The organism is Mesorhizobium sp. WSM4836, assembly GCF_055811815.1.
On the sequence record NZ_JBVVQF010000001.1, the window covers coordinates 185,975 to 206,160 of the forward strand.

Consider the following 20,186-nt stretch of genomic DNA (forward strand, 5'->3'; position numbering starts at 1 on the left):
CATCTGCGGGGCGCCCAGCTTTTATCTGCCCCGTGCGCAAAAAACCAGCCCTCCACACGGCGCACGGGCCTCGTGCGCGGCCGCGGGCGGGGGGCCGCCGACGATGTCATAGATGACGTCGACGCCAGCGGCACCTGTCGCTGCCCGGACGTGCTCCGGCCAGTCCATCTTGCTGTAGTCGACGGCAGCGTCGGCCCCAGCGACAAGGCAAGGTCGAGCTTGGCCTTGCTGCCGGCTGCCGCGACGACGCGGCTCGCGCCGGCGCGCTTGGCAAGCTGGACAAGCAGGGAGCCGACGCCGCCCGCGGCAGCGGCGACCAGCACCGATTTGCCGGCCGGCGGGCTTTGCCGTAATAGATGCAGCGCCGTCAGCCCTTGCACCATCAATGCCGTGGCCTGTTCGAAAGAAAGCGCATCCGGCAAGAGCACGGCCAGGCTTGCGTCGATCGTCACATAATCGGCATAGCCACCAAACGGCCGGCTCGAGGCGAACAATGGCGCGGCGACGCGCGTGCCGAGCAAGGAAGCGTCCACCCCCTGCCCGAGCGCCTCGACGATCCCGGCGGCCTCGACGCCAGGGATCATCGGCAGTTGAGGCGTCACCGCATAGCGATCCCTACGCATCAGCACTTCGAAGAAATTCACCCCGGCCGCCCGAACGCGGACCAGGACCTCGCCGGCTTGCGGCTCAGGCTTCGGCACCGCGACTATGTCGAGAACGTCGGGCCCGCCGAAACGGTTCAGTTGAATGGCTCTCATCGCATGCACCGGTCGCTATTGGCATCGGCCGCTGTTTGGCACTATCTGCCTGGCCTCGACTACACACCGATTTGTCCGCTGCTGACCGGGAGGTGACCATGGCCAAGCTCTCCAAAAGACTGCCGATGCTGCCGGCGGAGCGCGCGCTGAAAGTGATTTCGGGCCGCTGGAAGGCGGTCATCCTCTACCATCTCTTCGACGGCCCCCGGCGGCTGTCGGCGCTGCAGGCGCTGATCCCCGATATCACCCAGAAAGTATTGATCCAGCAGCTTCGCGAAATGGAAGAGCACGGCCTCGTCCGCCGCGAGATCTTTGCCGAGATGCCCTCGCGCGTCGAGTATTCGGCGACGCGGCTCGGCCTCAGCCTCGAGCCCATCCTGCTGGCACTTTGCCAGTGGGGCCAGCATCACGCCGACGAGCTGAATGAGATGGACCGCCTTGCCGATTGCATCATCAAGCCAAGGCAAGCGCAGGACGCTCATGCCGTGTGAACAAAAAGGGCGGCGCATGCGCCGCCCCAATGCTTGGGAGAATTAATCCTTGGGAGGACTGTTCGAACCTGCTCTCAGGCCGCCTTGACTTCCTCGGCGACGGCATCGGCCTGGCGCGCCGTCTTCAGCACCCTGGCCCACCATGCAATATCGTTGACCAGCGCGGTTGCCGCCTGGTTGAGGTGCTCGAACTCTTCGAGCTTCTTGTCGCCTTGCTTGACGGCAAGGAAATCGGCCCAGGCGATGTGTACGGCGGACTTCACCGGCGCCATCTGCAACTCGACCGCATGCAGCCTCAGCTGCTCGACCGCGCGCGCGCCACCGACGCTGCCATAGCCGACGAAGCCAGCCGGCTTCTTATTCCACTCGTTGGCGGCGTAGTCGATGGCGTTCTTCAGCACGGCCGTTGGGCCATGATTGTATTCGGCGGCGGTGAAGATGAAGCCGTCGAATCCGGCGACCTTCTTTTGCCAGCGCTGCGCCACTTCGTTCTGCGACGGTGCCCAGGCGGAGGATGCGACCTCATCGAAGAACGGCAGCGGGAAATCGCGCAGGTCAACGACTTCGACGTCGATGTCGGCGTGCGACTTGGCGATCTTTGCAATCCATTGGGCCGGGACGTCGGCAAAGCGCGCCGCGCGGGTCGAACCAATGATGATGGCGATTTTGGGTTTTGACATACAGGGGCTCTCCTTACAGGAATACTGGTATCGTTTAGATACCTGAGCTATATGAGTAACTGGCCGCTCAATGTGCAAGGAGGCACTTTTTTGTTACCAAGGCACCCGCACCGCACCGAGGACTGCCGCGCCATCTCGGAAATCCTGCAGCGCGTCGGCGACAAATGGACGGTGCTCGTCGTCGGCAAGCTCGGCAACGGGCCGCTGCGTTTCAACGAGCTGCGCAGCGCCGTCGGCGGCATTTCGCAAAAGATGCTGACCACCACTTTGCGCGGGCTCGAGCGCGACGGCTTCGTTACCCGCACCGTGTTCCCGACCATCCCGCCGCGGGTCGACTACGAATTGACCGATCTTGGCTACGAGTTGCTGGTGCCGGTCGATGCGCTCGGCGAATGGGCACGCAAGAACACTGAGCGCGTCAAGGCCGCGCGCGAAAAATTCGACGCCATGCACAGCTGAACCCTTGCTCTGCAAGGGTTTGAACCTGTCGGGATTCCTCCGGACGAGCCCTACTGCTGTAACTGCATCTTGCTCTTCGGCAGCTTCTCGATCCGGTTCCATTTCGGGTTGGGACTGACCACCTTGCCGCCAATCGTGCAGGTCGTGGTCGTCTCCTTGCGGCAATTGCTCACCGTCGTGCCGCTGGTGTCGCATTTCGTCGCCGAGCAAATCTCGCACTTGGCCGCCTGTCCGTTGATGGTGCGGTTTTCCGACGTGCAGGTGGCGCCTGGATCGCCTTTTTTGACCTCGGCAAAAGCGCTTGCGGACGACAGGCAGAGCACGGCTGCAAAGCGACCGGCAAGGGCAGTGTTCAGCATGTGTTGACGCATTGTCTTTCCTCCCAAGATCCCGCCGGTCGCGCTGCAGGCGCATGCGGGAACCCGCTGGTCAAAAACCACGCCGGATCGCTGCCCGCATCCCCGCGCGGGAGAGACGGCTGTTTAAATCCGTTTTCTGGAATTAGGCCGGTCAGCCTTCGGCCGGAACCGCCTTTGGCTTGCCTTCGCCGTCCAGCGCGACCATAACGAAGTCGGCATGGGTGACCTTCTCCATCAGGTCGGAGAGATAGCGCTGCGCCCAGGCCTCGACCTTGAGCGTCATCGAGGTGCGGCCAACGCGTTCGATATGCGTATAGATGCACAGCGTGTCGCCGATCTTCATCGGCTTGGCGAAGGACATTTCCTTCACCGCCGCCGTCACCACTCGGCCCTTGGCGCGCTCGGCGGCGCGGATGCCGCAGGCGAGGTCCATCTGCGCCATCACCCAGCCGCCGAAGATATCGCCCGCCGCATTGGCGTCGGAAGGCATGGCCAGCGTCCTCAGCGTCAGGTCGCCGATCGGCTGCCCGTTCGCGTAGTGCACCATCTGGCCAATCCTCTCGAAGCCGATTGTCCCGATCCCGTATCGTCATGCCACGGGCAGGTCAACGCCACTGCATGGTATGGCGGCCTGACGTTCGGCGATGCATTCTATGCCGAGGTGAGAAAGCTGGCGCGTCCGAGAGCTTACCAATAGGCGGCGCCTTACAAAGCGGGCCAGGGCGTCGGGACGTAGGCGTAGGCGTTGCCTTCGCGGATGACATGACCGATGCCTGGGAAGGGCAGGTGCATACCCGCGACGAGCAGGCCATCCGCCGACACCATGTCGAGCACCTTCTTGCGCGTGGCGATTGCGGCCTCCTGGTCCACGTCGAAGGCGATTGCCCATTCCGGATGCGCAAACTGCAGCGCGGAGGCGTGGATTACGTCAGTGAAGAGCAGCAGGTTGGCGTCACCAGAGCCAATCCGAAGCGCGAGATGCCCCGGCGTGTGTCCAGGCGCAGGCAACGCGCTGATCCCGGGTGCGATCTCGACCTCGCCTTCGATCTTCCGGACCTTGCCATGGTAAGGCACCAGCGATTTGCGCGCTATTTCGAAGTACGGCTTCATCTGGTCGGGCGCCTTGGACCGGATCCCATCATCGTGCCAGAAAGCGAATTCCGGCGCGGCAAGCACGACTTCCGCTGCCGGGAAGGCGACCTTGCCGCCAATACCGACAAGGCCGTTGGCATGGTCGGGATGGAGGTGGGTGATGATGACCGTATCGATTTCTTCCGGCCTAACGCCGGCGGCGGCGAGCGCCTCAGGTAGATGTCCCAGTATGGGCCCCAGCGCCGATGCCGTGCCGGTATCGATCAGCACCCGTTTGTCGCCCCTGGTGACAAGATAAGCATTGACCGAGGTCGGGAGTGATTTTGGCAGGAATGCCTTTGCCAGCAGCGCTTCAGCGGCAGCCGGATCGGCGGATGGGAAGAGTTCGAGGCCGAGATTGAGGTAGCCGTCGCTCAGTGCCGTGATCTCGAGGTCGCCGAGCATGAACCTGTGGGCGCTCGCAAGCGAAGCCGGAGGCGGCGCGGCGATAGCCGCAGCGTTGGTCCCAAAGAGGCTGATCGGGGAAAGTAGCAGGGCGCCGGCATTAAGAGTGCCGAGGCCGAACGTTCGACGGTCGATATTCATGGTCTTGTCCTTCGAATTGCAGATGAAGCTAGTCGCAGGCTACGTCGTCGCTGTCAGGGCGGATGCCGGCCGTTGGACTGCCCACGGAAAGTGGAAAACCTTCGGGCGGGGTCAGCACGGCTAATGGCGACCTCCTCGCGGCATAATAATGCGCCTCGTAAACAACGGGAATAGCGATTGGATGCAGTTCAGCGCTGCAGATTATGCAGCAATCAATGTGGCGATTAAGGCCGCTGGTTTGGCCGTCCGCTGAACGGCTTCGAAGAACACGCTCGATGCCGAGCCTGGCTTCGGCTACGGGACAGGCTTCCGCGGCTCGAGCGCTCGACGCAATGTCGGCGCCTCTTGCTCGATATGATCCCACAGACGGTTCGAGATCGGCCCGTGCGGCCGGTCGCGGCGGCGCGCCACCACCAACTCCTCGGTGCGGCCTGGCAGATGACGACTGGCAATGGATTGCAGGCGTCCGTCGCGCAGCTCTTCCTCGATCAGGAAGCGGGGCATGTGGCCCCATCCGAGGCCCTGCAGGATGATTTCCTTCTTCATGCCCTGATCGGCCACCATGCATTGAGGCGCACCCTCGATCACGAAGTAGTCTTGTTGCGGGGAATGGCGGGCCGTGTCGCGCATGACACATTGGGTGAACGCGTGCATCTGATCCTGCGTGATTGGGTGCTTGATGCGCGCCGGCATAAAGCCCGAAGCCACTACCGGAACGAAGGGCACCTTGCACAGATCGATCCATTCCACCCGCGGATCGCTCTTGTCGATCCAGTGCAGGATCAAATCGGCTTCGTCATCGAAGAGGCGTTCCCACGGGCCGCCCACCGCCTCGAAGTGCAGATGCAAGCGTGTGCCCGGACACTGGGCGAAGAACCATCCGAGGATGCCCAGTGCCTGCGGGCGTGGGCACAGGTCGCCGATCACCGCATGGATCTCGCTTTCTTCGCCCATTGACAGCTGAGCAGCATGAAGCCGCAAGCCCTCCAGCTCGCGCAGCAGGGATTGTGCCCTGCGATGGAACGACAGCCCTGCCTCGGTGGGGCGCACGCGATAGCCGCCGCGATCCAGAAGAACGAGGTCGAGTTGCCGCTCCAGCTTTGCAACGGCAGCGAACACCGCCGGGTGCGAGCGATGCAGCATGGCCGCCGCAGGCTGAAAGCCGCCGCAGCGGACCACGGCATCGAAGCATTGCAGGTCGTGCAGGGTGAATTCGGCCATGTCAGCTTCTATTACAGAGATGATCCTATCTTTGTAATATCATCAAAAGCGCGCCGCAGCTAGGCTTTGCCACATTCAACGCTCCAAGAAGGAAGGTGTCTTCACCATGAATGAGCTGGATTTCGTGACCGTCGGCGATGGCACACGCATCGCCTACCGCATCGACGGCGACGCCGGGAAGCCCGTGCTGATGCTGTTGAATTCCATCGCCACCACACTGCGGATGTGGGACATGCAGGTCGACGAGCTGTCGAAGCATTTCCATGTTCTGCGCCATGATTTTCGCGGCCACGGAGGGTCGAGCGTTCCGGTCGGCGCTTATTCGCTCGACCGGCTTGGCCGCGACGTGATCGAGTTGCTCGACGCCCTGGGCATTGAACGCGTACATTTCCTCGGTCTGTCGTTAGGCGGCTTCGTCGGGCAGTGGCTCGGCATCCACGCGCCCGAGCGGATCGAGCGCTTGATCCTGAGCAACACCTCGTCCTACCTCGGACCGGCAAAGCAGTTTGACGAGCGGATTGCGGCCGTGCTGCAGGCGCCGGACATGTCGGAAACCGCCGAGATGTTCCTGGGCAACTGGTTCCCCGGGCATATGCTGGCGGCCAACGAGCCCGTCATCGAAGAATTTCGCGCCATGCTGCTGGCTATCGACCGGCAAGGCCTGGCTGGTTTGTTCGCGGCGGTTCGCGATGCGGACCTTCGCCGAACCGTGGCGCTGATTTCCAGGCCAACGCTGGTGATCGCCGGCCGGCACGACACGGTAACAGCCGCCAGCCATAGCGAGCTGATCGCGGCGACGGTGCCCGGCGCGAAACTGGTTGTCCTGCCCGCGGTCCACTTGTCGAACGTCGAGTACCCTGCCGAATTCATAGAGGCCGTACTCGGTTTTCTGCGCTGAGCCGGAGCACGGCGCGATGCTGAGCGAACCCTCGCTTCGAATATCACCGCATGGACCGCAACCTATGATGCGCTAACGCGCAGCTCAGACTAGACTGGGCAAGATAGGTAGCGGATGACGGCTGACATGGAACTCAGCATTCGCCCATTAACGCCCGATCTGTGGCTGGCGCTCGAGGACCTGTTCGGTGACAGCGCCGTCTGCAGTCGTTGTTGGTGTATGTACGGGCGGATCGGTCGTTCTTATCGAAAGAGACCCGGCGAGGAAAACAAGGCAGCGTTCCGGCAAGCCGTCCAGCATGGTCCGCCTCCAGGTTTGCTTGCTTTCGACGGCGATGTGGCTGTCGGCTGGTGCCAGGTGACGCCGCGAGATGCCCTGCCCTGGCTCGATCGGCTATGGCAGCTCAAGCGCGTGGACGACAGGCCGGTCTGGTCTCTGTCCTGCCTCTACGTGCGAAAACAATACCGCAAGCGTGGCGTGACATTCCAGCTGATTGCACAGGCAGTGCAACTCGCAAGGCGGGCAAATGCGCCTGCGCTCGAAGCCTATCCGTTAGACGCCGAAATATCGCCGAGTGCTTCCGGCAGCGGATATGCCTCCACCTTTGTGCGCGCCGGGTTCAGGGTCGTGGCTTGCAGGACGCCGGCCCGCCCGATCATGCGCTATGAATTCAAACAGCGATAGGTCTGGCGCGCGAGGCAGAACCGCTTCAGGTCGCGCGCCGGTCGCTTTTTTCACAAGCGATGCCGGAAGGTCCGGCGACGCGACGGCGCGCCCAAGTCTAGGGTAGAGTCCAAATTCCGGAGCCTGCCACCGCCACCATGCAGACCTATGACTTCATCATCGTCGGCTCCGGTTCGGCCGGCTCGGTCCTGGCCGAAAGGCTGTCGGCTTCCGGCCGCTTCTCGGTGCTGGTGCTCGAGGCCGGCGGCAGCGACCGTCGCTTTTACGTCCAGATGCCGCTCGGCTACGGCAAGACCTTCTTCGACCCGGCCGTCAACTGGAACTACAAGGCCGAGCCGGACCCCGGTCTTGCCGGCAATGCCGACCACTGGCCGCGCGGCAAGCTGCTCGGCGGCTCGAGTTCGATCAACGCCATGGTCTGGATCAGGGGCGCGCGCGAGGACTTCGACGCTTGGGCAGCGGCCGGCAATCCCGGCTGGGGCTTCGACGACCTGCTGCCCGCGTTCAAGGCGCTGGAGGATAACCAGGCCGGCGCCGACCAATGGCGCGGCGTCGGCGGGCCGCTGCATGTCACCGACTGCTCGACCTCCGTCCATCCGCTCACCAAGCGCTATCTCGCCGCCGCCAATCAGGCCGGCCTGCCGCTCAATCCGGATTTCAACGGCGCCTCGCAGGAAGGCGTCGGCGTCTACCAGATCACCACCAGGAACGGCCGCCGCATGTCGGCGGCGCGCGCCTTCCTGTGCCCGGCGATGAAGCGCAAAAACGTCCGCGTCGAGATGAATGCGCTGGCGACCAAAATCCTGTTCGAGGGCAAGCGCGCCGTCGGTGTCGAGTATCTCCAGAATGGCGAGACAAAGACCGCCCGCGCCGGCCGCGAGATCATCCTGTCGGGCGGTTCGGTCAATTCGCCGCAACTTCTCCAGCTCTCCGGTGTCGGCCCGTCGGCGCTGCTTGGTGGACTGGGCATTCCTGTCGTTCACGCCAACAAGAATGTCGGGGCAAACCTGCAGGACCATGTCGGCATCAACTACACTTTCAAGGGCAAGCAGCCGACGCTCAACCAGATCCTGCGCCCGTGGTGGGGCAAGCTGCTGGTCGGCATGCAGTACGTATTTTTGCGCTCGGGCCCGCTGTCGCTGTCGATGAACAATGCCGGCGGCTTCTTCCGCACCGCCCCTGCGGCGGCACGGCCCAATATGCAGCTCTATTTCCAGGCGTTTTCGACCGTCATTCCGAAGAGCGGCGAACGGCCGATCCTGACGCCCGATCCATGGCCGGGCTTTTCCATCGGGCTCTCCAATTGCCGGCCGTCGAGCCGCGGCGAAATCATGATCCGCTCCGCCAATCCGCGCGATTATCCCAAAATCGTTGCCAATGCCTTTTCGACCGAAGTGGATGTCGCCGAAATGCTGGCGGCTGTGAAATTCGTCAGGAAGATCGCTTCGATGCCGGCGATGGCGGAGATTATCGAGGAAGAGGTTTTGCCGGGTCCATCGATCACCTCCGATGCGGATCTCATTCAGGATTTCAGGAAGCGCTCGGGCACCGTCTATCACCCGGCCTCGACCTGCCGCATGGGGCCGGACGCGGCGCGCGCCGTCGTCGATCCGCGCCTCAGAGTGCACGGCATCCAGGCGTTGCGCGTCATCGACGCCTCGATCTTTCCGGATAACATAACCGGCAACACCAACGCCGCCGCGATCATGACCGGATGGAAGGGCGCCGAACTGGTTCTGGAGGATCAGAAATGAAGATCACCGACGTCAAGACCTGGGTTGTCGGCAATCCGCCGCCCGGCATCGGCGGCAAGTATTTCATTTTCGTCAAGCTCACCACCGATGGCGGCGTCGTCGGTTATGGCGAAGCCTATAACGCCACCTTCTCGGCCCATGTCACCGCAAAAATGGTCGAGGACATGGCCGAACGTTATCTGATCGGCCGCGATCCGCACGATGTCGAGAACTTCTTCCGCCGCGCCTATTCGTCCGGCTTCACCCAACGCCCCGACGTGTCCGGCATGGGCTGTTTCTCGGCGCTCGAAATCGCCTGCTGGGACATTATCGGCAAGGAGGCCGGCAAGCCGGTCTTTAAGCTGCTTGGCGGCCAGATCCACGAAACGCTGCGTTCCTACACCTACCTCTACCCGCACAGCGGCAGCGTCCATTCGGAGGACGCCCGCGGCAAGAACGTCTACAACGATCCCGATCTGGCTGCAGCCTGCGCGCTCGAATATGTCGAGCAGGGTTTCAACGCGGTCAAGCTCGACCCGGCCGGCCCGTACACCGCATTCGACGGCCACCAGCCGCGCCTCGTCGACATCGACCTCTCCGCCCGCATGGTCAAGGCGATCCGCGAGGCGGTCGGCACCCGCGCCGATATCCTGTTCGGCACGCACGGCCAGTTCACCGCTTCGGGTGCGCTGCGCCTCGCCCGCGCCATCGAACCCTACGACCCGCTGTGGTTCGAGGAGCCGGTGCCGCCCGACATGCCCGAGGTCATGGCTCAGGTGGCGCGTGGCACGTCTATCCCGATCGCAACAGGGGAGAGACTGACCACGAAATTTGAATTTGCCCGCGTCATCGAGAACCGCGCGGCGAGCATTCTCCAGCCGGATCTCGGCCGCTCCGGCGGCATTCTCGAAACCAAGAAGATCGCCGCCATGGCCGAGGCCTATCACATCCAGGTCGCGCCGCACTGCTATTGCGGGCCGATCGTCGGCGCCGCCAACATCCAGCTTGCGGTGACGCTGCCCAACTTCCTCATTCTGGAATCGCTGAAACAGTGGGACGGTTTCCACGCGAAGCTGCTCAAGAAGAAGATCGAATGGCAGGACGGCAATGTCATCCCGTCGAAGGAGCCAGGCCTCGGCGTCGAGCTCGACGAAGCCGTCTGCGAGGCGCATCCATGGACCGGCAAGGACCTGCATTTGCAGATGATGCAGACGCCGTTGATGCCGTGAGCGCGCTTCAGAGCTATGCTTTCATCGGTCTTGGCCATCTCGGCAGCCAGCTCGCCGCCAGCCTGATCCGCAAAGGCTTTGCCGTCACCGTATTCGACCGCGACTGCGAGGCCGTCGAGCGGCTGGTGATGCTTGGTGCCGATGCCGCCAAGAGTCCGGGTGAGGCCGCTGCTCGCGCCGGCAATGCCATCACTTGCCTGCCATCGCCAAAAGTCAGCGAGGCGGTACTGGCCGGCCCCGGCGGATTGCTCGAAGGCCTGCCCAGCGGCGGCAGCTGGATCGAGATGTCGACTAATGGCCAGGACGAGATCGTGCGGCTCGCAGCACTGGCGTCAGCAGCAGGCGTCGAGACGCTCGAATGCCCGGTGACCGGCGGCGTGCATCTGGCGGCCGTCGGACAGCTCACGGCTCTGGTCGGCGGCGAGGCAGCGCTTTATGCGCGCCACCGCCCGGCCATCGAGGCGATATGCGCAAAGTCGTTCCTGATGGGTCCAGTCGGTTCGGCGGCGGTGATCAAGGTGATCACCAACATGCTGGCCTTCATCCATCTCGTCGCCGCCGGCGAGGCGTTGATGCTGGCCAAGAAAGGCGGGCTCGACCTTGCCCAGTCCTATCACGCCATCATCGCCTCCTCCGGCAACAGCTTCGTCCATGAGACCGAGGGCCAGTTGGTGCTGAACGGCTCCTACGACATCGGTTTCACCATGGACCTGGCATTGAAGGACCTCGGCTTCGCGCTCGGCATGGGCGAAAAATTCGGCGTGCCGCTCGCGCTCGCATCACATGTTGACGCCATCTTTCAGCAGGGCAGGCAGGCCTATGGCGGCAATGCCTGGTCGACCATGATCGTGAAGCTACTCGAGGACGCGGTCGGCACCGACCTGCGAGCATCCGGTTTCCCGGCTAAGCTCGAAGTCTGAGATTAGCCGGATTATTAATTCATTTCAGTTGATTGGGCAGATCGTCGGAAGCAAAGTTGGAATCGCCTGAATCAGAGTCTCAACAGCTTGATTCAGTACCTGAGGATCAAGGCACCAGGCAGGATCTCGAACGTCGCCGGTATGCGACCCGGCGATTCGCCGTCTATGTCGATCAGCGCGGCGTTCTTTTGCATATCGCCGAGCGGCTCGACAACCACTTTCTTGCCGCGCAGGATGGTGATCGCCGGATGGTTGCGGTGCCGCCCGCCATAGAGCAGGCGGATGTCCCAGATCAGCTTCAGCTTGCCGGCGGCGCGCAGGATGACGATGTCGAACTCGCCGTCGTTAAGCTCGGCGTCGGGCGCGATCATCATGCCGCCGCCGAAGAATTTGCCGTTGGCCACCGCCACCAGCGCCATGCGCGCCTCGACCGGGGCACCGTCGTCGACGGTGATCGCAACCTCCTGGAACCGGTAGCGGAGGAACTCCCAGACCGTGCGCCAGTAGAACAACGCCTTGGCCGAAACCTTGCCCTTGCGCTTGTCGGCGTTGACGGCACGGTCGGTGGCGCCGGAAAGCCCGAGACTGGCGATGTTGATGAAATGGCGGCTGGCCAGCGCGCCCTGGTCGTCGACATAGCTGATGCAGCCGGCATCGACCTTGCGCGGCTTGGCCTCGGCAATCCGCTTCAGTGTCAGATCAACATTGTTCGAGAGGCCGAGCCCGCGGGCGAAGTCGATGCCGGTGCCGCAAGGCAGCAGCCCGAGTTCGGCCGTCCGGCCGCTTTCCCGGAAAGCCTTCAGCAGCCCGTCGGCGACTTCGCTGGCGGTGCCGTCGCCGCCGGCCGCGATCACCAGCTCGAAGCCGATGGCGGCAAGGTCGAGCGCCAGCCGTTCGGCATCGCCCTCGGCCTGCGTTTCACGCAGCTCGAAATCGCCGAAATGTCTTTTCAGCGAAGCCGCAATCTCGGGCCAATGCCGCTTGAGCCTGCCGCCGCCGGCGATCGGATTGAGAATCACCGCGACCTTCAAGCCCGCCCTCCCCAAGGCCATCGAACACGCCTTCCAATCATTTGCCGGCATTGAAGACCGCGCCGGCCCGCTAGGCAAGATCGAATGTCCGGCAATGCGGTTCGGCATAGAGGCGGTAAATCCCGGCGGGCGGCAGAGATCGGAAAGTCGCTATCTTGGCAGGTCAGTCCCCGATAATCCCGCTATCCACAGGCTCGCGGCGATTTCGCCAAACGCTTATCCGGCGTACATTAAACCCATCTCAGGCGGCTACCGATCGCCATTGCCGAAAGACAAAGCGGAACGGCGGATTTCCTGAGGCCCGTACGGCCCTGAACGAGAACAGGCTTGCCAGTTCGAGGGATGGACGCCGAGACCTACGGGGCCGCGGAAAGCGTGCGAACGCCGACGGCGGACCGATGCTGCCATGAAGGACGGCAAAAACCTTCGATGGCGCGCTGGGCAAAGCTCGCAAGAGCGGAGACCAGCGTGGTCCGGAACGGACACTGCCCTCGGGTAGCGACTGGCAGGACCGTCAAAATCAAGGCCGGCATGGCGCGACATCTTTCGGGAGTTGCTGCCGCGACCGTGTCCTGATCTGACAGGGAGGCGCTGGGAGAAATCCCGGCGCCGACTGTCTTTGTGGCCCCGCCCGACGGTTTTGCCGGCGACGCTTCACCCAGCGCCAAAATCAGCTACTATCCATTTACCGTCGTGGCCCGTTTGAGAGCCTGACGGCAGGGGGACATCATGACGCTCTTCCAGAAGCTTGCCGTTGCCTATGCTTTCCTGTTCTTCGGTGTTGTTGCCATCGGCTATGTGCCGGCCTTCAACAATGCCGGCGGCAATCTGTTCGGCCTGTTCTCGCTGCAATGGTATGACGATTTGCTGCACGCCTTCTCCGGCGTCTGGGCGCTGGCCGCCGCCTTCATCTCGTACCGCCAGGCGGTGTTCTATTTCAAGCTGTTCGGCTCGGTCTATCTGTTCGACGGCGTGCTCGGCCTGGTCACCGGTTCCGGCTGCCTCGATGGCGGCATCTTCATCAACGGCTTCCGCTCCCTGAACGACATCGAACTCCCGGCCCGCTTCTTCGCCAACCTGCCGCACATCGTCATCGGCGGCTTCGCCGTCTATATCGGGTTCTGGCTATCGAAACGCGTGCACGACCATTTCGCCACGGCCTGACCGGCCATGTTCCTGTTCCGCTTGATAAAGCGCATCATCAAGGCGATCCTCTGGCTCGTCGTCATTCTCGTGTTGATCCCGATTGCCGGGCTGGCCTACGGCTTTCTCACGACGCCGTCGCTGGACACAACACCATTGCCGGGCGCCACCGAGGGTGCCCCGCCGAAGGCACTGGCCGACGAGATCCGTGCCGAGATCCCCGGCTACCAGCGGCCGGAGGAATCGACCTTTCTCACCTATCCGGAATGGGCCATCGTCTACGCCGCCCGCGAATATGCCGGCTTCGTCGACAACAACCAACCGAGCGGTTTTCCCTATCTCTCCTATATCGGCCGCTTTTGGCAGGACTATGCGATGGTCATCCGCGCCAGTTCCACCTACAAGTTCAACCTCGACAATCACCAGATGCTGGTGGTCATCGGCACCAGCCACACCATCGAACACGCCATCCAGTGGGCCTATGAAAATACGGTCGGCCGCGTCACCGAAGCGGCAGCCGGCAAGCGTACCGCCGTCGACATCTACCAGGCCAAGGTGGCGGCCGATTATGCCGGTTTTCTCGACCAGGTGCCGTGGTACCAGTTTCCCTATGCCGAAAAGCGTGCCGGCCTGTTTGCCGTGCAGCCGGCAGCGGACGACAGCGCCTTCCGCACCAGCGAACGCAAGCTCGCCTTCGGACTCGCCGACACCATCAAGCAGGGCTACGCCGATCTGATCAAGTCGGCGCTCGCCGCCACCACCGATCCGGCCTTGCTCGACATTCACGTCTGGGCCAAGGGTCCGGTCAGCGAGGCGATGCGCAACGAGACCGACACCTTGCTGGAGCGCGATCTCGGCGCCGACGGCGCGGTCTTCGTCACCAGGCGCTACCAGGTGTTCACCGACATGATCCCGCGCCTGATCGGCAAGGGCATCTCCTTCGTCGAGATCGGCGGCAACGACGAGATCATGGTCACCATGCTTTCCAATGACGCGATCAATGTTCCCGAAGGCGCACGCGCCTTGTTCAGCTACCCGCTTCCGGCGGAGCCTTCGACGCGACGCACCGGCCTGACCGTCGCCGTGCGCAAGCTGCACATCGTGCTGCCGACGCTGATGAGCGCGGGCGCCAGGCTCGAGCACGTCTACGATTACTGAGGCCTTTCGGTCACAGCTGGCCTCGGCAAGACGTTGCGTGATGCTCCGTCACGCTCATTCCACAATCGCGGCCAAATCCCGCCTTGTTCCGCAACGATTGATGATGCCGTAGCACTTGTCTTGCGCACATCGCCAGGCAACTCGGAGGGACAAGACCGTGATCAAGACCGCCCTTGTCGCCATGACCATCGTCGGCTGCGATTGCGACGCCAGGCTTTGCGAATATATCGGCGAGACGCCCGCCAAATGGTCGACCATCGCCGAATGCGAAGCGGCGATGAAAAGCCAGATGCTGCACGAGCGCAATTTCGATTATCCGCTGGTCTCCGGCATCTGCCGGACACAAAACTGGTCTTCGTCATCGCAGTTCGCGGCGACCGCTTCGGACCCCGAATTGACGACGGCCAGCACGGCCGCGACAGACCCGCTGCCACCGGAACTGAGCCATCGGCCCAGTGCCGCGGTCGGAACGCAGGCAACGGCGACGGAAACGGAAGCCGTCCGGCCGGTGGCCTATGAAGCGGCGGTCGATGGCGGCCGCGCCGTGCTCTACCGCACGAAGGCCGGCTACGCCGTGGTCAAGACCGATCTCGGCCGCGCCGCATCGGCAACGATCGGCATCGCCAGGCGTTCGGCGAACTGGCTGGCGGCGAAGCTGCCTGACGGTCTATAGCCGCCGCTCAGGCCGTGCCGATCAATGCCTTGATGGCGCGATAAAACGTCGACGAAAACAGCTCGTCCGGATCGTATTGCCGCTTCTTCGCCAGGAAGGACGGCAGTTCCGGATAGGAGGCCAGCAGCTCCTTGCCCGTGTAGTGAAGCTGGTAGGGCAGGAAAAAACGCCCGCCATGCTTGATCGTCGCATCGATCAGCGCCCTTGTTAGCGCCCGCATCCTGGCATTGCCGTCGGCGTCGGTCGGCTGATTGATGTAGAGCACCAGCGAATAGGCCGGCTCCGGCGCATAATTCAGCGCCACATCCTCCTTGTGGACGATGCGTACCGACGCGTTGAGGACCGGCAGGCTCTGGTTGCGCAGGATCTCGCGCGCTTCCGCGATGAACCGGCTATAGGCCGCCCGCGGGATGAAATACTCGTGCAGGATGTCGGTCTCGTCGAGCAGATCGTTGAACAGATACGGCACGGAATCGTGCATCGGATTGTTGCGCGTGACGAGGCAGGCCTCGCCCTCGGCCATTGCCGCCGTCCGCGCCACCGTGCAGCTCTCGAATTGCGGCTCCAGCGTCTTTTCGGTGAACCATTTCAGCTCCTGGAACAGGCTGCCCCATTTCGCCAGGTTGATGATCACCCGCTTGAGCCCGACCGAACCCGGTTCGCCGATTGCCGGCTGGTCGGCCGGCGGCTGGTCGGCCACCTTGTCATAGCGGTAGACGATCATATGCTCGAGGAAATTGCCCGGCGCAGTCGACAGATGCCCATAAAACAGACCGATCGTCCTGTTTGGCTCCAGAACCTCGGCGAAGAACCTTGGAAAGTCGTCCGATTTGATGATCTCGCGCGAGGTCCGGTAGACGGCGTTGTCGACGATGTCGAGCGTCGCCTCCAGCACCACGCCGAACAGGCCGTAGCCGCCGACGACGTGGCGGAACAACTCGGTATTTTCGGCCGGTGAGCAGGTGGTCACCGAACCGTCGGGCAGCATCACCCGCATCGAACGAATCGAGCCGGCGACCGAGCCGGCCTGGTGGTCCATGCCATGCGCGTTGACCGACAGCGAGCCGCCGACGGAAAAGATGTCGGTCGACTGCATCGCCTTGACCGCGAAGCGCGGGTGCAAGAGGTTCTGGATGTCGTGCCAGCGTGCGCCCGGCTGCAAGGTCATCGTTCTCGCCGCTGGGTCGACCCTGACCTTGTTGAATTTGCGCATGTCGAGGACCAGCGAGTTGTCGTCGAAGGCGTGGCCGCCCATCGAATGGCGCACCGCCGCGATCGAGACTTCAGGCCATTGGTGCGAGCAAAGGCGAGCGCGCTCGCGACATGGTCTTCCTCGCTGACTTCGACGACGCCGTAGACCGGCGTCATCGACAGGCCGCTGGCATCGTTGATGTCGCCGCCCTTGGTCAGCCATGGCAGCGACGGATCGTAGGCTGGCGGGCCCTCCAGCGGCTTCTGCGCCAGGTCGATGCCGTCAATGTCGGCGATGCGTCCGGAATTCTTCTGCCCGGACGGACCGCGCGCCAACCGCGCCACGGTCGTGCCGCCCCACAGCATCGCCCCGCCGACCACCGCCGCACCCAGCAGCAGCCGCCGCGACAGGCGAAACCTCTTTCGTTCTTCGATCATGATACCCCTCGCTGCCTCAGGGATAGCGCGAGCTTCCGGCAAGAACCATAGCCGGAGTGCGTAGCAAAACTAGAGCGGCAGTTGCGGCATCAGGAGCAGCATTTCCACGGTTGCAAGCAAGGTATCTTTCGCGCTATGATTGAAAATCCGAACGGATCCATGATGATGCTGAGCATTATAAGGGCGCCCATTCCATGAAGCACCTGTCCCGCGCGATACTGTCCCTGATGCTAGCGCTTGCTCCGATATCTGCCGAGGCTCAGGACTCCAGTCAGGGCGACGACAGCGTCGTCGCAGTCGCGCCTGACGATCCAGATATGGCGGTGGCAACTGCACAGGCACGTGCCAGCCTGGATGAATTCCTGGCATTGTCCCAGACACCGCCACCTAGAACGGACACCTTCAAACTGAAGGTGATGATCAAGGACGGAGATGTGACCGAACACTTCTGGGTCATCCCGTTCCAGCGGACCGAAACCGGATTCGCGGGGATATTGGCGAATGAGCCACATAGTGTCCACAACGTCGTGGCTGGCCAGTATATCGAATTCAACCGGGACGATATTTCCGACTGGGGATACACCAGAAACGGTCACCAGGTTGGCAGTTTCACCGTTTGTGTGATGTTCAAGTCGATGTCGAAGGAAGAGGTCGACTACATGCGTAGCCAACGCGGCTTCGATTGCTGACCGCCCAGCCGGACTAACCCGCCTCCTCGTCCCTTGCCCGATCACCAGTGCCGCCGTCACCAGCATCGCGCCCATGTCGACGATCATCGGGGACATGCTTGGTGTGTAGTCGAGGCGCGTGGAGATATCCGGCAGCTCGAAGAAATTCCTTTCCTGGCCAGCAGGGATAGCCGGTTTGGTGGACCGCGTCAGGGCAGGCGTCAGCGCACGGCACCGAAGATCGCATCAAGGCGGGCCAGAACCCTTTGCCTCGATTTTCCCTTCAACGTTTCGACCGGCACCAGCCGCTCGCGGTCGCCGGCGCGCAGCCGCATAAAGGCATGTAGCCGGTAGGCGGCGATGGCCCCGCGCGTGCCGGGATCGTCGCTGATGTCGACGACGAGAATGGCGCCGATGCGGCCGGGCCAAGGCTGGCGCGCGAAGGCGGTGCCGATGAAATCGCCGAGCCCATAGGCAACCAGCACCTTGCCGATCCGCTCGATCGGCTGCACGACATGCGCATGATGTCCGGCGACCAGGCCGACGCCATGTTCGGACAGAAGCCGCGCCAGTGCCCGCGTTTTCGCGCGCGGAAAATGCCGGAATTCCCAGTCCCAATGCGGCACCGCGCAGAGGAGGTCGACACGCTCAACTGTATCGCGCGGCCATTGTCCGGGATCGCTTGCCATCGAGACACGGCCAGCGAACTGGACCGCGTCGGCATTGCGCCACAAGGTAAAGGCGGCAAGGCCTATGGTCAGCGAACCAACCGCAAACCGCTCGACCGGAGCCGCAGTGCCGATCGTGCGGACGCCTAATTGCTCCAGCGCGACGACGGTCTCGTCGAAGCCGGCAATACCCTGGTCGAGCACATGGTTGTTGGCCAGCGACAGCACCAGTTTTTCACGCGGGATGCCGGCGGCGGCCAGCGCCTCGACAAGGAACCGCTCGCTCATCGCGTGGTGCGTGCCAAGCCTTGTACCCAAAACAGCGCTCGGCCGTTCCACCACCGGGCTTTCGCAGTTGCCGACCACGAGATCGGCCGAGGCCAACAGCGCCGCGATCGCCGGGTCGCAGTCCGGCGCGCTGCGATTGGCCACCGCCGAGATATCGCCGACGAAAGCCAACCGCACCGTCCGCGCCGGCAGCGGTTCGAGCAGGGTTGCGGCCGCCGGAGCAAAGCCGCGCGCGTCACCATTGAGCGAAGGCCGGAGAAAACGCGGCAGCCACGACAGTTTGTAGGAAAGCGGATAATTCGACACGCGACGCCCAATCGTTTGCCCTGTGTAGACCGTCCGCCGGATTGATTGAAGCGTCGACTGTTATGGGTGAACCACAGGGCCACAGGCGCAGCGAACCAAATGCGTGTATGATCCACTGCGGAGCGAACAAAAAGGGGCGATCACGATGAAGCGTTTTTCCAGGCTGGGGGCTTGCGCCATCATTCTTCTCCTGCCGCTGGCTTCAGCCAGCGCCGCGGCTCCCGAAGCGGCGGCCCTGTTCGAGGCAAAAACCGTGGCCGAGCGCGACGGCGCGCTAGCCGCTCTGGAAGCCACCGCGCCCGGCGATCCAGCAGCGACCTACGCCGCCGGCGCCGGCGAATTCTTCACCGCGCTGGAGATCCTGGCCGGCGGCCTGCACCGCCACGGTTTCGAAAGCCCGCAATCCTTCATGCTGCCGCTGATGCGGCTGCCGGTGCCGGATAATGCCAATCCCGAGCCGCTGACCTACGAACAGTTCCGCGCCATTCTCGTCGCCTTCCGCGACCGGCTGGAGAAATCCGCAGCCACGCTGGGTTCGGTACCCGCCGACGCGGAGATCGGCATGGTCATCGACCTCACCCGCCTCGGCATCGACCTCAACGAGGACGGCACGATCGCGCCGGACGAAAGCGCCGCGGCTATCATGGCCTCTCTGTCGGGTACGGGCGGCGCGCCGGCCGATGCCGATGCCGCCCTCGCCTTCCGCTTCGACTGCGCCGACGGCTATTGGCTGCAGGGCTATGCCGAATTCCTGATGGCGCAGGCCGACTTCTGGCTGGCGCATGATTTCAGAAACACGTTCGACGGCTCCTTCCACATGTTGTTCCCGCGCGCAAAACTGCCGCTGCAGGATACGCTCGTGCCGCTGGACGGTGGCATGAATGGTGGCATCCTGTCGTCCGAATGGCGCCTCGCCGACTTCATCTCCCTGGTGCATCTCATCAACTGGCAAGTGGTCGAGCCGGAGCGCCGGCAAGCGGCACGCCGCCATCTCATGGAAATGATCCGGCTGTCGCGCGAGGACTGGAAAGCCATCCGCGCCGAAACCGACAATGACCGCGAATGGCTGCCCGGGCCGCAGCAGAAGGGCGCCAGCCCGCTGACCGGTCTCGAAATCAATGAGCAGCAGGTGCAGGCCTGGCTCGCCGCCCTAGCCATGGCCGAGGATCTGTTGGAAGGCCGCAGCTTGCTGCCGCATTTCCGCATCGCCGACAAGGGCATCAACATGAAGCGCTTCTTCGACGAGCCGAAGCCCTTCGACCTGGTGCTGTCGATCACCGGCCCGGCCATCGCGCCCTATCTCGAGCGCGGCAAGATTCTCACCAGCGAGGAGTTCAACCAGATCCAGCGCCAGTTCGGCGGCGCCGGGTTTCTGACGTTCGCGCTTTGGTTTAATTGAGGAGGAAACTTGGAGGGTGCCTCCTGACAGCCTGCTGTCAGGAGGCAAATTGCGCCTCGCGCCACGCGCCACTCCGCTCTTTCCATTTTGGCCGATACCTCCCATATTCGGGCC

At 63.1% G+C, this 20,186-nt stretch carries 21 protein-coding genes and 1 pseudogene; 12 read left to right on the forward strand and 10 right to left on the reverse strand.

Annotation, left to right across the window (positions count from 1 at the left end; genetic code table 11):
- Positions 1-24: 24 nt before the first annotated feature.
- Positions 25-758, reverse strand: a pseudogene (locus AC0L2P_RS00980) (quinone oxidoreductase family protein); the annotation flags it as partial.
- Between the two features lie 98 nt (positions 759-856).
- On the opposite strand from AC0L2P_RS00980, the gene AC0L2P_RS00985 reads away from it, so the two are divergent.
- Positions 857-1,249: a winged helix-turn-helix transcriptional regulator gene (locus AC0L2P_RS00985; RefSeq protein WP_473499311.1), complete on the forward strand. Its 393-nt coding sequence runs from the start codon at positions 857-859 to the stop codon at positions 1,247-1,249.
- Positions 1,250-1,323: 74 nt separating this feature from the next.
- On the opposite strand, the gene AC0L2P_RS00990 is transcribed toward AC0L2P_RS00985, so the two are convergent.
- Entirely contained in the window at positions 1,324-1,929 is a 606-nt protein-coding gene (locus AC0L2P_RS00990) for an NADPH-dependent FMN reductase (protein WP_473499313.1), read from the reverse strand.
- A gap of 90 nt (positions 1,930-2,019) precedes the next feature.
- On the opposite strand from AC0L2P_RS00990, the gene AC0L2P_RS00995 reads away from it, so the two are divergent.
- Positions 2,020-2,388, forward strand: coding sequence for a winged helix-turn-helix transcriptional regulator (locus AC0L2P_RS00995; RefSeq protein WP_023678378.1), 369 nt, complete (start codon positions 2,020-2,022; stop codon positions 2,386-2,388).
- Positions 2,389-2,438: 50 nt separating this feature from the next.
- Here the strand turns inward: AC0L2P_RS00995 and AC0L2P_RS01000 are convergent, their stop codons facing one another.
- From AC0L2P_RS01000 to AC0L2P_RS01015, 4 genes are all read right to left on the reverse strand, one after another.
- Positions 2,439-2,759, reverse strand: a complete 321-nt coding sequence (locus AC0L2P_RS01000) for a hypothetical protein (RefSeq protein ID WP_473499315.1) — start codon at positions 2,757-2,759, stop codon at positions 2,439-2,441.
- Positions 2,760-2,898: 139 nt separating this feature from the next.
- The gene (locus AC0L2P_RS01005) at positions 2,899-3,294 is read right to left on the reverse strand and encodes an acyl-CoA thioesterase (RefSeq protein WP_473499317.1); all 396 of its coding nucleotides are present in this window, start codon (positions 3,292-3,294) and stop codon (positions 2,899-2,901) included.
- A 158-nt stretch (positions 3,295-3,452) separates the two neighbouring features.
- A complete protein-coding gene (locus tag AC0L2P_RS01010; protein WP_473499319.1) occupies positions 3,453-4,424 on the reverse strand; it encodes an MBL fold metallo-hydrolase in 972 nt (323 codons plus the stop codon).
- A gap of 294 nt (positions 4,425-4,718) precedes the next feature.
- Positions 4,719-5,645 (reverse strand): LysR family transcriptional regulator, encoded by a 927-nt coding sequence (locus AC0L2P_RS01015; RefSeq protein ID WP_473499321.1) that lies wholly within the window; start codon positions 5,643-5,645, stop codon positions 4,719-4,721.
- Positions 5,646-5,751: 106 nt separating this feature from the next.
- Here AC0L2P_RS01015 and AC0L2P_RS01020 point away from each other — a divergent pair, with 106 nt between their 5' ends.
- The 5 genes from AC0L2P_RS01020 (at position 5,752) to AC0L2P_RS01040 (ending at position 11,109) form a co-directional block, all read left to right on the forward strand.
- Positions 5,752-6,543, forward strand: a complete 792-nt coding sequence (locus AC0L2P_RS01020; protein ID WP_473499323.1) for an alpha/beta fold hydrolase — start codon at positions 5,752-5,754, stop codon at positions 6,541-6,543.
- 126 nt (positions 6,544-6,669) lie between these two features.
- Positions 6,670-7,227: a GNAT family N-acetyltransferase gene (locus tag AC0L2P_RS01025; protein ID WP_473499325.1), complete on the forward strand. Its 558-nt coding sequence runs from the start codon at positions 6,670-6,672 to the stop codon at positions 7,225-7,227.
- Positions 7,228-7,364: 137 nt separating this feature from the next.
- On the forward strand, positions 7,365-8,981 hold the full coding sequence (locus tag AC0L2P_RS01030; protein ID WP_473499327.1) for a GMC family oxidoreductase: 1,617 nt from the start codon (positions 7,365-7,367) through the stop codon (positions 8,979-8,981).
- Complete coding sequence (locus tag AC0L2P_RS01035) at positions 8,978-10,189, forward strand: mandelate racemase/muconate lactonizing enzyme family protein (protein WP_473499329.1); 1,212 nt, start codon at positions 8,978-8,980, stop codon at positions 10,187-10,189. Before AC0L2P_RS01030 ends, AC0L2P_RS01035 begins: the two co-directional genes overlap by 4 nt.
- Positions 10,186-11,109: an NAD(P)-dependent oxidoreductase gene (locus AC0L2P_RS01040; RefSeq protein ID WP_473499331.1), complete on the forward strand. Its 924-nt coding sequence runs from the start codon at positions 10,186-10,188 to the stop codon at positions 11,107-11,109. Before AC0L2P_RS01035 ends, AC0L2P_RS01040 begins: the two co-directional genes overlap by 4 nt.
- Before the next feature lie 92 nt (positions 11,110-11,201).
- On the opposite strand, the gene AC0L2P_RS01045 is transcribed toward AC0L2P_RS01040, so the two are convergent.
- Complete coding sequence (locus AC0L2P_RS01045; protein WP_473499332.1) at positions 11,202-12,140, reverse strand: diacylglycerol/lipid kinase family protein; 939 nt, start codon at positions 12,138-12,140, stop codon at positions 11,202-11,204.
- Between the two features lie 729 nt (positions 12,141-12,869).
- On the opposite strand from AC0L2P_RS01045, the gene AC0L2P_RS01050 reads away from it, so the two are divergent.
- The 3 genes from AC0L2P_RS01050 (at position 12,870) to AC0L2P_RS01060 (ending at position 15,114) form a co-directional block, all read left to right on the forward strand.
- The gene (locus AC0L2P_RS01050) at positions 12,870-13,304 is read left to right on the forward strand and encodes a hypothetical protein (RefSeq protein WP_473499334.1); all 435 of its coding nucleotides are present in this window, start codon (positions 12,870-12,872) and stop codon (positions 13,302-13,304) included.
- Positions 13,305-13,310: 6 nt separating this feature from the next.
- Positions 13,311-14,441: a hypothetical protein gene (locus tag AC0L2P_RS01055; RefSeq protein WP_473499335.1), complete on the forward strand. Its 1,131-nt coding sequence runs from the start codon at positions 13,311-13,313 to the stop codon at positions 14,439-14,441.
- A gap of 157 nt (positions 14,442-14,598) precedes the next feature.
- Positions 14,599-15,114 (forward strand): hypothetical protein, encoded by a 516-nt coding sequence (locus tag AC0L2P_RS01060; protein ID WP_473499337.1) that lies wholly within the window; start codon positions 14,599-14,601, stop codon positions 15,112-15,114.
- Between the two features lie 7 nt (positions 15,115-15,121).
- Here AC0L2P_RS01060 and AC0L2P_RS01065 read toward each other — a convergent pair whose 3' ends face one another.
- Complete coding sequence (locus tag AC0L2P_RS01065) at positions 15,122-16,369, reverse strand: FAD-binding oxidoreductase (RefSeq protein ID WP_473499339.1); 1,248 nt, start codon at positions 16,367-16,369, stop codon at positions 15,122-15,124.
- The gene (locus AC0L2P_RS01070; protein WP_473499341.1) at positions 16,279-16,743 is read right to left on the reverse strand and encodes a hypothetical protein; all 465 of its coding nucleotides are present in this window, start codon (positions 16,741-16,743) and stop codon (positions 16,279-16,281) included. Before AC0L2P_RS01070 ends, AC0L2P_RS01065 begins: the two co-directional genes overlap by 91 nt.
- A 194-nt stretch (positions 16,744-16,937) precedes the next feature.
- On the opposite strand from AC0L2P_RS01070, the gene AC0L2P_RS01075 reads away from it, so the two are divergent.
- A complete protein-coding gene (locus AC0L2P_RS01075) occupies positions 16,938-17,432 on the forward strand; it encodes a YegJ family protein (protein ID WP_473499343.1) in 495 nt (164 codons plus the stop codon).
- A 200-nt stretch (positions 17,433-17,632) separates the two neighbouring features.
- Here the strand turns inward: AC0L2P_RS01075 and AC0L2P_RS01080 are convergent, their stop codons facing one another.
- Complete coding sequence (locus AC0L2P_RS01080; RefSeq protein ID WP_473499345.1) at positions 17,633-18,673, reverse strand: CapA family protein; 1,041 nt, start codon at positions 18,671-18,673, stop codon at positions 17,633-17,635.
- Between the two features lie 145 nt (positions 18,674-18,818).
- Between AC0L2P_RS01080 and AC0L2P_RS01085 the strand changes: the two genes are divergently transcribed.
- A complete protein-coding gene (locus tag AC0L2P_RS01085) occupies positions 18,819-20,072 on the forward strand; it encodes a hypothetical protein (protein ID WP_473499347.1) in 1,254 nt (417 codons plus the stop codon).
- Positions 20,073-20,186: the final 114 nt, after the last annotated feature.